The organism is Pararobbsia alpina, from assembly GCF_965118125.1.
Lineage (GTDB): Bacteria > Pseudomonadota > Gammaproteobacteria > Burkholderiales > Burkholderiaceae > Pararobbsia > Pararobbsia alpina_A.
The window spans coordinates 2917441-2930544 of sequence record NZ_OZ221287.1; the positions used below are offsets into that span (position 1 = coordinate 2917441).

Consider the following 13104-nt stretch of genomic DNA (forward strand, 5'->3'; position numbering starts at 1 on the left):
GCCGGCCCTTCGTCGCGGCAGCGCCGGCCTGCTTCGTGGCGCTCGTCGTGGTGACGATCATCACCGGTTGCGCCTCATCATGCCGATGACCGCACCAGACGCACCGTTGTTTGATCCCGGCAGCGGCATCAAATCATCGTGGTCTGTGTAGCCCTGCGCTACACCTCTCGCGCCAGCGGCAAGCCCGAGAGCCGCTCGAGCACGATGTCGGCCATGCCCGCCGGCGTCGGCAACTGCTTGAGCAGCGCCGGCCACGACGCTTTCGCCGCAGCGACGGCCGCACGCACCGCCGACAACGCGATTCGCGACGGCACGCCGGACGCGGCGGCCATCCCGGCATAGTCGGCCAGAGTCTGTGCGCGCTGCGACTTGTCGATCGCCACATTGGTGCCGTAGGCGGTGAAGGCCGGCAGCGCGGCGACGCAGACGACGTCGTAAGCCGGGCTCAGTTGCGGCATCACCGGGTCGCGATAGATCAGCGAAAAATTCTTCAGGTGCGCATCGCTGTTGCCCAGCAGCGTGTTGACCGCCTGCCGCGTGAAAAACTGCCGCACGTCATCGACGCCCTTCGGACTCATCGCTGCGAGAAAGCGCACAAGGATCGCAAACTGGTCCGCCTTCGCGTACTTGGCGCTCGGCATGCGCCCCAACGCCTGACACGCGTCTTCAGCATGAATGCGTTCATTGCCCTGCCGGTCGAACCGCTCGACACCGAGGAAGTACTGCGCAGAACCGCCCAGCTCTGCGATGCCCGGTATCTCGATCGCATCGAGCGGCATCGGCTCGCACTGCGCGACATCGACGCCTGCGGCCTTGGCCAGCTGCATTGACACGTATTCGTTGAATATCTGCGAGTCGTCGTTACGTGCGGGCAGCTTCGCGATCAGGTCCGACAAGCGGCCATGTCCCGGCATCGTGTAGCGCGAGCCACGCAACATCGTCGACAGTGCAAGCTTGTTCTGAACCCCTGAAATCGATGCCGCTCCCTCCGTGGCCCCCTCGATCACCGCCGCCTCGAGATTGTCCGCGCCGCCGGTCACGCCAAAGGTGCGCACGTCGTCGGGCAGCGCATGCGGATCGGCTACCGGCGTGACGACCACGGCACCGGGCAAGTCATTGCCTGCGGCCGCCAGCACGCCAAAGTCATCGCGGTCGCCGACGTTGTGACGCGTCGCCTCGAGGCGCCGGCGCAGCTCGCTCTCGGGCAGCAGCCCGGCGAAATACGGCGGCAGCCTGCCCTCCGTGTTGTAGACCGCCGGATGAAACGGATTGCCGAAGATCTCCGCCGCGATCTGGCGTCGATTGGGGATCATCATCGACAACGTGAGTGTAGGACGGCTTTCCGCGGCTCTGTAGGCGCTCGCTGGCACGAACCGGCACGTACCCTCCAGCTCAGCAAGAAAACCGCACAGCGCCCCGTTTAAGCGGACTTCGAGAAATCGCGGGTGCCAGGTCGCGCTCACGACTCGGACTCCATGAACAATTCGGCGGCCGTTTTCGCGTCCCGGTCCGGCCCCAGGCTTTTGCCCTCGAGCACGCGCTGAACGTTTTCCACCTGCTCTCGCGGAACGAGTATCCATTGCGCATCGAGCGCAAACGCGACCGCCTCGAGCGTCGACGCCCGCGTGTCATGCCGGCCCGACAAAGCCGCGGTCAGATTGCTGCGCGCCATCCCGATGCGGGGTGCCAGCGCAGTGAGCGTGACATCGCGGCGACTCAGTAAGACACGAAGTTGAGAGGTGAATGACATGTCATACACTCGAATAAAAATGTATGAATCATCATACTCTCATCGGGCAAATAACCTATGGAACGTATGAAATACCATACTATTTATATTTTTAGTATTGAATATCATACGCACTGGATGCGCACGACGCAGCACGCCACGTGCGCAAGCCTGGGCCGCGAAAGCAATAAAAAACCCCTCGCCGGCATCACCGGGGAGGGGTTTTTCGAGTGTCATCGCGCCAGGTAGCCCGGCTCGATTGCACTTATTCTGCGTCGGGACCTGCTGTCAGGCGGCTCACGCTGGCCTTGAGATCGCTGCCCGAGAACGACGCGTCAACACGACGCGCGCCGGTAAAGCGCTTTTCCCAATAACTGTCGTCCAGTTCGTCGACGCGAATCTTGCTGCCGGTCGACGGCGAGTGCACGAACTTGTTGTCGCCGATATAGATACCCACGTGCGAGAACGTGCGGCGCATCGTGTTGAAGAACACGAGGTCGCCCGGCTTGAGGTCCGTCATCTTGACCTTCTCGCCCATCTGGCTCATTTCTTCGGCGCGGCGCGGCAGCGTCATGCCCAGCGTGTCGCGAAACACGTAGCGCACGAAGCCCGAGCAGTCGAGGCCGGAGTCAGGAGAATTGCCGCCCCACTGGTAGCGCACGCCGATCATGTTCAGCGCGCCGACCACCACCGTGCCAGCCTTCGAGGCGACACCGGAGAGGAACGACTGGGTATTCTTGGCGGACGAGCCTGCCGCATCGGCGGCGGGCGTGGAATTCGAATCGATTGCGGTGCCGAAGGCATTGGCGCTGATAGCGCTGCCAAGGGCCGGCACTGTATTCGCCTCTTCGGCAAGTGCCGAGCTCGAACCGGCGATCATCGCACCTGTGAATGCGATAGCCAGCGCGCGCTCACAAAACTTTCTGGTTGTTCGGTGATACATCGGTCGGTAAGAGTGACTTAGGCTTGTGAGGCGAACCCCACGGTTGCGTAAAGTTTGGGGGATACTAAACAGATAGTATTTGCCTGTCAAAGCAATTAACTGAAAACAATCACCGATTTGGTGCTAATTTTCCGTCAATCCCGCAGCTGGCAAAGCTTTGCGGCCGATAAAAGGGTATACGCCCAGAAAATCTGACCACAACACGATCCACCACCCCAAACCCCTGATTGCACGCACAGGCAGCAACAATTACCTCAAAGAAGCACCTTCTTAGCGCACAACACCCCGCGAGACCTGACCCGACATCGTTGTCCACTCGCGCTGGTACACCAAGCTTATCGGCGGTCCGCGACAAGACTTAAGGCTTTACCGGCGTCGCGCACTAAAAAATATTTTATCGGCATCATTTACCGATCATGCCTGCGCGCGCATTAAACGCAGTACGCCCGCCAACCGGTCGTTTTTTCTGCCTGCCGCCCTGCCTTCTTTTTGCTTGATCAACGCCTACATCCGGCTATGCACTTGCGCCATCCTTCGCGGCGTCGAGTCCGCCAAACGCGGCGTCGAACAAGCGGCGCGTATAGGGATGCTGCGGCGCGCCGAGCACGGAATCCGCGTCGCCCTGCTCAACGATTTCTCCCGCGTGCATCACAGCGATGCGATGCGCCATCGCCCGGATGACTTCGAGGTCATGGGTGATAAACAAGTAAGCGAGGTTGTATTTCTTCTGCAGCCCCGTCAGCAGCGCCAGCACCTGCTGCTGAATCGACACGTCGAGCGCGCTGGTCGGTTCGTCCAGCACGAGCACCTGAGGCTGAAGGATGATCGCGCGCGCAATGGCGATGCGCTGCCGCTGCCCGCCGGAAAACTCGTGCGGATAACGCTGGAGCACCGTGCGGTCGAGCCCGACCTCGCGCAACGTCGAGATGACGCGGGCCCGCAAGTCCGCCGGGGTCAGTTCGGGCCGGTGCAGCGCGAGTCCCTCGCCGACAATCTGCTCGATCGTCTGACGCGGCGACAGCGAGCTGTACGGATCCTGAAACACCACTTGCACCTTCGCCCGGAACGCCTTCTGCCGAGCGCCACGGAAATTCTCCAGGCGTTCGCCCTCGAACACGATCTGGCCGGCCGACGAGCGTTGAAGTCCGAGCATCGCCATCGCCAGCGTCGACTTGCCGCTGCCCGACTCGCCGACGACGCCGACGGTCTCGCCCTGCCGCAGTTCGATACTGACGCGCTTGACCGCATCGAAGCGATCACGCGAAAACCAGCCTGCCACGCCTGGCCGCGCCGAGGAATACGTCACCGACACATCCGATGCGCCAAGCACGACCGGTGCAATCGGCATGACAGGCAGCCACGCACGCGTGGGCCGGCTTTCGATCAGTCGCTTCGTGTAGGGATGCACGGGATTCGAGAACACGCGCTCGACTTCACCCGCCTCGACGAGCGTGCCGTGCTCCATGACGGCGACGCGATGCGCGAAACGCCGCACCAGATTCAGGTCGTGCGTGATCATCAGCACGGCCATGCCCCGCTGCCGTGCCGCGTCGCGCTGAAGGTCGAGCAACAACTCGAGAATCTGAGCACGCACCGTCACGTCGAGCGCCGTGGTCGGCTCGTCGGCGATCAGCAGCCGCGGCCGGCATGCGAGTGCCATCGCGATCGTGGCGCGCTGACGCTGGCCACCCGACAACTGATGGGGAAAATGATCGATGCGCCGCTCGGCGTCTTCAATACCCGTGCGATCCAGCAGCTTGATCGCGCGCAAGCGCGCCTCGGTACGCGAGACCTGCTCATGCTGGATCACCGCTTCGCCGATCTGCTCGCCGATCGTGAGCAGCGGATTGAGCGCGGTCATCGGCTCCTGGAACACCATCGCGATGTCCGCGCCGCGGATGCCTCGCATCGTCCGCTCGGGCTTCGCAAGCAGGTCCTCGCCGGCAAACCGGATCGCACCGGTGATCTGCGCATCCGCCAGCAGGCGCAACACGGCGAGCGCCGTGACACTCTTGCCCGACCCCGACTCGCCGACCAGCGCCACGCGTTCGCCGCTTCGTATCTCGAGATCGAGATCATTCACGGCCCGGCTGCCGCCAAACGCCACCGAAAGCTTTTCAATCGACAGCAGCGGAGCGTCACTCATTGACCGCCTCCCGCGCGAACCGTCTCCGCCACACGCGTGTCGAGCGCATCGCGCAGGGCGTCGCCGATAAACGTCAACAGCATCAACGAAATGACCAGCACGAGAAACGTCGACAACGAGATCCACCATGCATCGAGATTGGCCTTGCCTTGCGCAAGCAGTTCGCCAAGCGATGGCGTCGACGGCGGTACGCCCAGGCCGAGAAAGTCGAGACTCGTCAGCGCAAGGATTGCCCCGCTCATCCGGAACGGCAAAAACGTGATGACCGGCGTCAGGCTGTTCGGCAGGATGTGGCGCCACATGATCTGCGCGTTCGACAACCCGATCGCGCGCGCGGCCTTCACGTAGTCCTGGGCGCGATTGCGATAGAACTCGGCGCGGACGTAATCGGCAAGCCCCATCCATCCGAACAAGGACAGCAGCACGACAAGCAGCAACAGACTCGGCTCGAACACCGACGCAAAGATGATCAGCAGATACAGTTCGGGCAGCGCCCCCCAGACTTCGATCAGGCGCTGCGCGGTCAGGTCGAGTCGCCCGCCGAAATAGCCCTGGATCGCGCCCGCGAGAATGCCGACCGCCGTGCCGATCACGGTCAGGACAAGCGCGAAGAGCACCGATAACTGAAACCCGTAGACCAGGCGCGCAAAGACATCACGCCCGCGGTCATCGGTGCCCAGCCAGTTCGCACGGGACGGTGCGGCCGGATTGGGCGACTCCGAAAAATAACTGATCGTGTCGTAGGAATACGGATTGGGCGCGTAGAACGCCACATTGCCATTCGTGGTGATCCTGTCCTTGATATAGGGATCCGTATAGTCGGCCGGGGTCGGAAAATCGCCCCCGAAGGTGGTTTCGGCATAGGTCTGCACGATCGGGAAATACCAGTGCCCCTGATAGCGGACCGCAAGCGGCTTGTCGTTGCACCAGAGCACGGCGAGCAGGCTGAAGCCGAACCACACAACAAAGACGATCAGGCTCCAGAACCCGAGCTTGTGCTGACGGAATCGCCGCCACGCGCGCACGCGCGGCGTCGGCGATGCGAGCGGAGCTTCTGCCCCGACGTCGTAGGCGAGGCTCATGTCATCGCTCCAGGCTTTCGAAACGGATACGCGGGTCGACCCACACGTAGCAGAGATCGGAAAGCAGCCGCGTCGCGAGCCCGATCAGCGTAAAGAGATAGAGCGTGCCGAGCACGACCGGATAGTCGCGCCGGATCACCGACTCGTACGAGAGCTGCCCGAGCCCTTCGAGCGAGAACAGCGTTTCGATCAGCAGGCTCCCCGCGAAGAACGCACCGATGAACGCCGAAGGAAACCCGACGACCAGCGGCAGCATTGCATTGCGGAACACATGCCGGAACAGCACGCGGCGCTCGGACAGCCCTTTTGCGCGCGCCGTCAGCACATATTGACGCCGGATCTGCTCGAGAAACGAATGCTTGGTCAGCATCGTGATCACCGCGAAGCTGCCGACCACCGACGCGACGATGGGTAAGGTGATGTGCCACAGATAGTCGGCGATCTTCGCGCCGAAACTCAGCTGATCAAAGTTGTCGGAGACCAGGTGCCGCAGCGGAAACAGATGCCAGAACGATCCGCCTCCGAACAGCACGAGCAAGGCCACGCCGAGCACGAATCCCGGAATTGCATAGCCGATCAGCACCACGATGCTCGTCACGAGATCGAAGGTCGAGCCATGCCAGAGCGCCTTGGCGACCCCGAGCGGTATCGATACGAGGTAGGTGATCAGGAATGTCCACACGCCAATGCTGATCGACACGGGCAAGCGCGACACCACAAGCGACCAGACGCTCTGATGCCGGAAATAGCTGTCGCCGAGATCGAATCGGGCGAACTGCCCAAGCATCGTGAAATAGCGTGTGAGCGGCGGCTTGTCGAATCCGTACTGGGCGCGCAGCTGAGCGATCTGCTGCGCATCGATGCCCGAGTTGCCGCGATAGGTCATGCCGGCGACGGAGCCCTGCTCGCCGGCCTTGCGCAGGTCGTGCACCGCCTGCTCGACCGGTCCCCCGGGCACGAACTGGATCACGGCGAACGTGACCGTCAGTACGCCGATCAGCGTCGGGATCATCAACAACAACCGCTTGAGGATATAGCTGAACATGATCGTTCCCGTTCGGTTCAGTGCGCCGCCGACGCCGCACCCGCGCCGCTGCCCCACCACCACGTCGACAGAACCCAACCGTCGACCTGGTAGTACAGCGGCACGGTGGCCGGGCGAGCGAGTTCACGCCGGTAGGCGACGAGGAATCTGGGCGAATACCAGTGTGGCACGATGTACCACCCGCTGATCAGCGCGCGGTCGAGCGCATGGCTGGCAGCCAGCAGATCGGCCTCCGTGTGTGCGGAAGCGACCGCATCGGCCAGCACATCGATTGCATGCGACTTGATGCCGATCAGGTTGTCGGAGCCCGGTGTATCGGCGGCTTTGCTGCCCCATCGCTCGATCTGCTCGGAACCCGGCACCTGCACGGCCGGCATCACGAGCGTCGTCACGTCGAAGTCGAAGTTATCGAGCCGCTGCTGATAAAGCGCGGAATCGGTCTTGCGAAAGACCATCGTGATGCCGAGCTTCTGCAAATTGCGTGCGTAGACCGACGACACCTGCTCGAGCAACGCCGCGCCCGTGTCGAGCATCTCGAAGCGGAACGGCTGACCTGCAGCGTTGCGCAACGCGCCGTCGCGATAGGTCCAGCCGGCTTGCGCGAGCAACGCTCGCGCCTTGCGGAGGTTATCGCGCAGCGAATGCGGCGGTGTCGTGACGGGCTGCACGATCATCGGCCCGAACACCGACGGATCGAGTTCATTGCGCAACGGCTCGAGCAACTTGAGCTCTTCGGCCGACGGCATGCCGCTTGCCTGGAAGTCCGTGTTCATGAAAAAGCTCTCAGTGCGATCGTAGAGCTTGTAAAACAGCATGCGGTCGGCCCACTCGAAATCGAATGCAAGATTGAGGGCCTCGCGCACCCGCCGATCCTGAAACAGTGGCCGCCGCAGGTTCATATAGAACCCCTGGATATTCGCGCCGTTGTGATTCGAAAACTCGCGCTTGATGATCGCGCCGCTATCGAAACGTTCGCCCGTATAGGAGCGCACCCAGTTGCGCGCACGGTTTTCGGAGATCGCATCGAACTCCCCTGCCTTGAAGGCCTCGAGCCGAGCGACATCGTCGCTGTAAAGCTTGAACACGACGCGGTCGAAGTTATACATGCCGCGCCGTGACGGAATGTTCTGCGCCCAGTACTGAGGGTTGCGCTTGTAGCTGATATCGCGGCCCGGTTCGTATCGATCGATCAGGTAAGGTCCTGACGCAATGGGCGGCTCGAACGCGAGCTTGTCGAACGCCGTGTGCGATCCGTCTGCCTTGACGCCCCACTTCGGCGAGAACACGGGCAACTCGCCCACGACATAAGGCAAATCGCCGTTATGCCGCTTGAACGTGAAGCGCACCGTCGACGCATCGATGACCTCGATGCCTTTGACGTCGGTCAGTGCGACGCGGAACGCGGGGTTCGCCTGCTTGCTGAGCAACATCTCGTACGAGTACCGCACGTCGTCCGCGGTCACGCGATCACCGTTCGAAAACCGGGCGGCCGCATTCAAATGAAAGGTCACGGACATCCCGTCGGGTGCCAGCCGGATATCGTCGGCCAGCAGCCCGTATGCGGAATTGGGTTCGTCGGCGCTGTTCGTGATCAGCGTCTCGAACATCAGCGAGCTGACATAGGGCGCGGCCACGCCGCGCAAGGTCCACGGATTGAATTTGTCGAAACTGGCGCCGAAATTCGCCAGTGTCAGCGTGCCGCCTTTCGGGGCATCGGGGTTCGCATAGTCGAAGTGGGCGAAGCCGTCGGCGTATTTCGGGGTCCCGTACTGGGCGATGCCGCCGGCCGCATGGACCGAAGGTGCGACTGCCGCCATGCACAACGCACATGCGGCGGCCAGCAGCGAAGCAAGACGACGCAAGCGTACGTTCATGGAGCCCCGGGTATCGACGGTCCGGAAGGACAGGAGTGGGAGGATTCTAACCGCAGGCCCGTCTATCGCGAAACGGGCCTGGCCGATCGTCCTCGAGCCGCTTACATGCCCGTGGTCGACGTCATCTGCGCCTGCGACACGTTGCTGCCCGGGGGCACATCGTGTGTCAGCCAGACGTTACCGCCAATCGTCGAGCCCTTGCCAATCGTAATGCGGCCGAGCACGGTCGCGCCCGCGTAAATCACCACGTCGTCCTCGACGATCGGATGCCGCGGCACGCCCTTGGTCAGCGCGCCATCGGCCTCGACCGGGAAGCGCTTGGCACCGAGTGTCACCGCCTGATACAGACGCACGCCGCGGCCAATGATCGCCGTCTCGCCGATAACGACACCGGTACCGTGGTCAATAAAGAAGCTGTTGCCGATCGTCGCGGCCGGATGAATATCGATGCCCGTCGACGAATGCGCAATGTCCGCAATCAGACGCGGCAGCAGCGGCACGCCCAACCGGTACAAAGCATTCGCAATCCGGTGATGGATGATGGCGACGCAACCGGGATAGCACAGCAGCACTTCCGAGATGCTCGTCGCGGCGGGGTCGCCCTGGTAAGCCGCGTACAGATCGCTGACCAGCACGGCGCGAATATCGGGCAGCGCGTCGGCAAAGCGCGCCGTCAGATCGTGCGCCTTGTCGACCAGCCCGCCATCGCGCGGATCACGTTCATCGGCCGAAAACAGCAAGGCCCGCCGCACCTGCTCGGCGAGCGAACTCAACGCGCCCGACAGCGTGTCGCCAACATAGAAATCGATATTGGCGTCATGCAGATCCGGGCGCCCGTAGTGAGTCGGAAACAGCACGGCCGACACCATTTCGACGATCTCATGCATCGCGTTGCGCGAAGGCAGTTCGCGAATATGGCCGCGATGCCGGACCTTGTGCGTGCTTTCCCGCGATTCGCGCAGCCGCGAAACGACCTCGTTGAGGTTGTCGAACAGTCGCGGCGAATCCGGGTCTCGTTGTGTATTCATAAGTTCGGCCTGAACAGAAGCGGGACACCCGGCCAAACCAGCCGTCCCTCGATCGATACGCTCAGGCCGAAGTATCGCCGAATCCGAGAATCAAGGTTCGGCGATCGTGAACCAGAAGTCGAACCGGTCGAAATAACCGAGCATTTCCCGGAATTTCTCGGGATGGCCGCTCGTCTTGACCTTGCCGTTCGACCCGAGGTCGCTCAGATGCATGTGACCGAGCGCGACTTCGTCCAGCGTCGCCCGATCCAGCGTGATCGAGGCATCGACATCCTTGCCCTCGACATCCTTTTCGTAGTTGAGCACGCCGTTGGAGACGGTCAGCAAATACTTTTCATGGATATCGGGGAACGTGATGTTGAACGCATAGCGGCGATCGCCGATGCGGGGTCCATCGAGGTGGATCGCGAGAAAGTCGAAAAACATCTCGGTCGACATGCCGTGGATCACGTCCGGCGAACTCGAGTTCGGCACGTCCTTCTTCTGAACGCCATCGCGCAATTCCTGCGCCCCCGTCAGATAGACATTGCGCACCGGGCCGGATTCGGACTGGTAACCGAGCTGCTCGAGCGCATTGGCTTCAAGCTCGCGCGCCTGTTGATTCTTCGCATCCGCAAACACCACATGATGGGCAAGCGTCGCCGACCAGCGATAGTCACCCTTCGCAAACGCATCGCGGGCACCGGCAAGCAGTTTGTCCTCCCCCACCAGCGCGACGTAGCGTTGCGCCTCCTCGACCGCGGGATACGGATCAAAGCCGGCCGGATCGCCGTCCCACCAGCCTTGGTACAACTGATACGTGGCCCGCACGTCGTGTTTGAGATCGCCGTAGTATCCGCGGTTCGCGAAGGTCTTGGCCAGACTCGGCGGCAAGGCAAACGTCTCTGCGATGTCGTGCATCGACTTGCCCTTGTTGATCATCCGCAGCGTCTGGTCGTTAATGTACTTATACAGATCGCGCTGCTTTTCGAGGTGATCGATGATGCGCTGCGAACCCCACTGCGGCCAGTGGTGGCTACCGAATGAGACGACGGCCTTATCACCCCACAGCCCAATGACTTCATTGAGGTAAGACGACCATTTCGCGGCATCGCGCACCTTCGCGCCACGCAGCGTCAGCAGGTTGTGCAGCGTGTGCGTGGCGTCTTCCGCGAGGTCCAGCGCCTTGTACTGCGGGAAATAAAACAGCATCTCGGCCGGTGCTTCCGAGCCTGGCGCCATCAGGAAGACCGTGTCGACACCGTCGATCGTAATCGTCTGCCCGGTCTTCGTCACAAGCTGGTTCGGCTCGATCAGGGTCATCGTGCCGGCCGCCGTGGTAATGCCGAGGCCGCCGCCGACATTGCCCTTGTCGTTCTTGGGTAACAGGTTCCCGTACATATACGAAGCGCGGCGGCTCATCGCCGTACCGGCGAACACGTTTTCGCTGACCGCTTCCTCCATAAAGCCGACGGGAGCAATGAGCGGAATCTTACCGCTGCGCACGTCCTTCTCGTCGACGACGCCGCGCACGCCGGCAAAGTGATCGACGTGACTATGCGTATAGATCACCGCACTGACCGGCAGGCGCTCGACCTTCGCATTGACGAGTTCGAGTGCCGCGCGCGCCGTCTCGACTGAAGTCAGCGGATCGATCACGATCCAGCCCGTCTTGCCGCGCACGAAGGTGATGTTCGCGAGGTCGATATTGCGGACCTGATAGATCCCGTCGACCACCTTGAACAGGCCGCGAATATCGAGCAACCGGGACTGCCGCCACAGGCTCGGGTTGACGGTATCGGGCGCCGGCCGATCGGCCTTCAGAAAGTCATAGGCGCCGAGATCGATGACGGGGCGGCCCGCTTCGTCTTTAACCACAGCGCTCGGCAGGTCCGCGATAAAGCCGCGGCGCGCATCGTCGAAGTCGCTGGTGTCGGCAAACGGCAGCGTATCGAGCACCTGGCGATTGTGGGCGGCGGTGATCGGCGTTGCATTGCCCGCCGCGACCGGCGCGGCCAGCGCGGGCAAAGACAGGCCGAGTATCGCGGCAACCGCAGCGATGTCTCTGGCAAACCTTTTCATCTTCATAGGCTTCGAATCCGGAAAACCTTCTCGTGGAAAAACACGCGCGCCCGCAGGCTTCAATCGCCTCGCGTGTCGCGCATGACGCCTCGAAATCAGGCGCCAGCGAGAGTAGCTTCCGGACCTGGGCTATTACGATCAGCCCGAGTCGCCTATTGCGTCAGAAAAGACTGAATTTAACGGCCTACGATGGTCGACCGGTACAACTCGAGCATGCCGGGCGCATCGACGTCGACGCAGACCGTCATCGCAGGACGCCCATCCCAGTTCGGGTTGGGCACCGGCATCGTCAACGGCTTCTGGATCGTCTGCCCGATCGCCAGACCTTCGGTGATCACGCGCACGGGGCCGCTGCGCGTCGTATATAGATCAGGCCGCACCACGAAAGCAACCGCCGACGAGTCATGCACGAAGATACCGTCGAGGCCTTCACTCTTCAGGTGAAACTCGTGATAAACGCGTGAGACATCCCAGAGGAACTGTCCATCGCTACCCGCTGCATCGCGCAGGGACGACAGATAGTCCGCCGTCATGATCGTGCGCTCGGTGACGTCGAGTCCGACAATCGTCAGCGGCCATGACGCATTGAAGACCTGATCCGCGGCATCGGGGTCATTGAAGATATTGGCCTCGGCGGCCGGCGATACGTTGCCGAGAATGCCGTGATACCCAAACGCGCCGCCCATGATCACGACTTGCTTGACGAGCCCCGCGATATCGGGCGCCTCGGCCAGCGCCAAGGCGAGATTGGTCATCGGACCGACGGCGATCAGCGTCACTTCCCCCGGATTCGCGCGCACCGTATCGATGATGAAGCGATGCGCGGGCCGCGGGTCGAGCACGCCACCCAGTGCATCGTCGGCCGGCACATCGATGTCGCCGACGCCGTTATGACCGTGAATGAACGGCAACGGTCCCGGTGCCGTGCGCACGAGCGGCGCGGCCGCGCCCCTCGCGACCGGTACGTGAGGCGCAAATTTGCCCGTCAGGTACAACGCGTTGCGCGTGGTCGTCTCGATCGTCGCATTGCCGAACACGCTCGTCACACCGAGCAATTCGATGTCGGGATGACGCACCTGAAACAGCAGCGCCATCGCATCGTCGACACCCGGGTCGGTGTCGTATATGACTTTGTGCATACCCATCGCAAACCCTCTCGTCCTTAGTGCGGACCTTGCGGACCTTGCGGACCTTCA

General features: G+C 62.1%; 10 protein-coding genes. All 10 read right to left on the reverse strand.

The window, feature by feature from the left end; genetic code table 11:
- Nucleotides 1-158: 158 nt before the first annotated feature.
- Nucleotides 159-1463 (reverse strand): type II toxin-antitoxin system HipA family toxin, encoded by a 1305-nt coding sequence (locus ACMFWR_RS12715; protein WP_413192009.1) that lies wholly within the window; start codon nt 1461-1463, stop codon nt 159-161.
- Nucleotides 1460-1750 (reverse strand): helix-turn-helix domain-containing protein, encoded by a 291-nt coding sequence (locus ACMFWR_RS12720; RefSeq protein ID WP_413192010.1) that lies wholly within the window; start codon nt 1748-1750, stop codon nt 1460-1462. Before ACMFWR_RS12720 ends, ACMFWR_RS12715 begins: the two co-directional genes overlap by 4 nt.
- A 244-nt stretch (nt 1751-1994) precedes the next feature.
- The gene (locus ACMFWR_RS12725; RefSeq protein WP_413192011.1) at nt 1995-2672 is read right to left on the reverse strand and encodes a C40 family peptidase; all 678 of its coding nucleotides are present in this window, start codon (nt 2670-2672) and stop codon (nt 1995-1997) included.
- 514 nt (nt 2673-3186) lie between these two features.
- Nucleotides 3187-4818, reverse strand: coding sequence for an ABC transporter ATP-binding protein (locus ACMFWR_RS12730; protein WP_413192012.1), 1632 nt, complete (start codon nt 4816-4818; stop codon nt 3187-3189).
- Nucleotides 4815-5900, reverse strand: a complete 1086-nt coding sequence (locus ACMFWR_RS12735; protein ID WP_413192013.1) for an ABC transporter permease — start codon at nt 5898-5900, stop codon at nt 4815-4817. The genes ACMFWR_RS12730 and ACMFWR_RS12735 overlap by 4 nt, the downstream gene beginning before the upstream one ends.
- A 1-nt stretch (nt 5901) precedes the next feature.
- Nucleotides 5902-6945 (reverse strand): microcin C ABC transporter permease YejB, encoded by a 1044-nt coding sequence (locus ACMFWR_RS12740; protein ID WP_413192014.1) that lies wholly within the window; start codon nt 6943-6945, stop codon nt 5902-5904.
- Between the two features lie 17 nt (nt 6946-6962).
- Nucleotides 6963-8819: an extracellular solute-binding protein gene (locus tag ACMFWR_RS12745; RefSeq protein ID WP_413192015.1), complete on the reverse strand. Its 1857-nt coding sequence runs from the start codon at nt 8817-8819 to the stop codon at nt 6963-6965.
- A gap of 101 nt (nt 8820-8920) precedes the next feature.
- The gene (gene epsC, locus ACMFWR_RS12750) at nt 8921-9847 is read right to left on the reverse strand and encodes a serine O-acetyltransferase EpsC (protein ID WP_413192016.1); all 927 of its coding nucleotides are present in this window, start codon (nt 9845-9847) and stop codon (nt 8921-8923) included.
- A gap of 90 nt (nt 9848-9937) precedes the next feature.
- A complete protein-coding gene (locus tag ACMFWR_RS12755) occupies nt 9938-11914 on the reverse strand; it encodes an alkyl/aryl-sulfatase (protein ID WP_413192017.1) in 1977 nt (658 codons plus the stop codon).
- A 170-nt stretch (nt 11915-12084) separates the two neighbouring features.
- Nucleotides 12085-13053: a nucleoside hydrolase gene (locus tag ACMFWR_RS12760; RefSeq protein ID WP_413192018.1), complete on the reverse strand. Its 969-nt coding sequence runs from the start codon at nt 13051-13053 to the stop codon at nt 12085-12087.
- Nucleotides 13054-13104 lie beyond the last annotated feature (51 nt).

Bases quoted from the DNA above. Each gene is read 5' to 3' on its own strand.
- ACMFWR_RS12725 (WP_413192011.1), bottom strand. From the start codon at position 2,672: ATGTATCACCGAACAACCAGAAAGTTTTGTGAGCGCGCGCTGGCTATC.
- ACMFWR_RS12760 (WP_413192018.1), bottom strand. From the start codon at position 13,053: ATGGGTATGCACAAAGTCATATACGACACCGACCCGGGTGTCGACGAT.
- ACMFWR_RS12740 (WP_413192014.1), bottom strand. From the start codon at position 6,945: ATGTTCAGCTATATCCTCAAGCGGTTGTTGTTGATGATCCCGACGCTG.
- epsC (WP_413192016.1), bottom strand. From the start codon at position 9,847: ATGAATACACAACGAGACCCGGATTCGCCGCGACTGTTCGACAACCTC.
- ACMFWR_RS12730 (WP_413192012.1), bottom strand. From the start codon at position 4,818: ATGAGTGACGCTCCGCTGCTGTCGATTGAAAAGCTTTCGGTGGCGTTT.
- ACMFWR_RS12755 (WP_413192017.1), bottom strand. From the start codon at position 11,914: ATGAAGATGAAAAGGTTTGCCAGAGACATCGCTGCGGTTGCCGCGATA.
- ACMFWR_RS12745 (WP_413192015.1), bottom strand. From the start codon at position 8,819: ATGAACGTACGCTTGCGTCGTCTTGCTTCGCTGCTGGCCGCCGCATGT.
- ACMFWR_RS12720 (WP_413192010.1), bottom strand. From the start codon at position 1,750: ATGTCATTCACCTCTCAACTTCGTGTCTTACTGAGTCGCCGCGATGTC.
- ACMFWR_RS12735 (WP_413192013.1), bottom strand. From the start codon at position 5,900: ATGAGCCTCGCCTACGACGTCGGGGCAGAAGCTCCGCTCGCATCGCCG.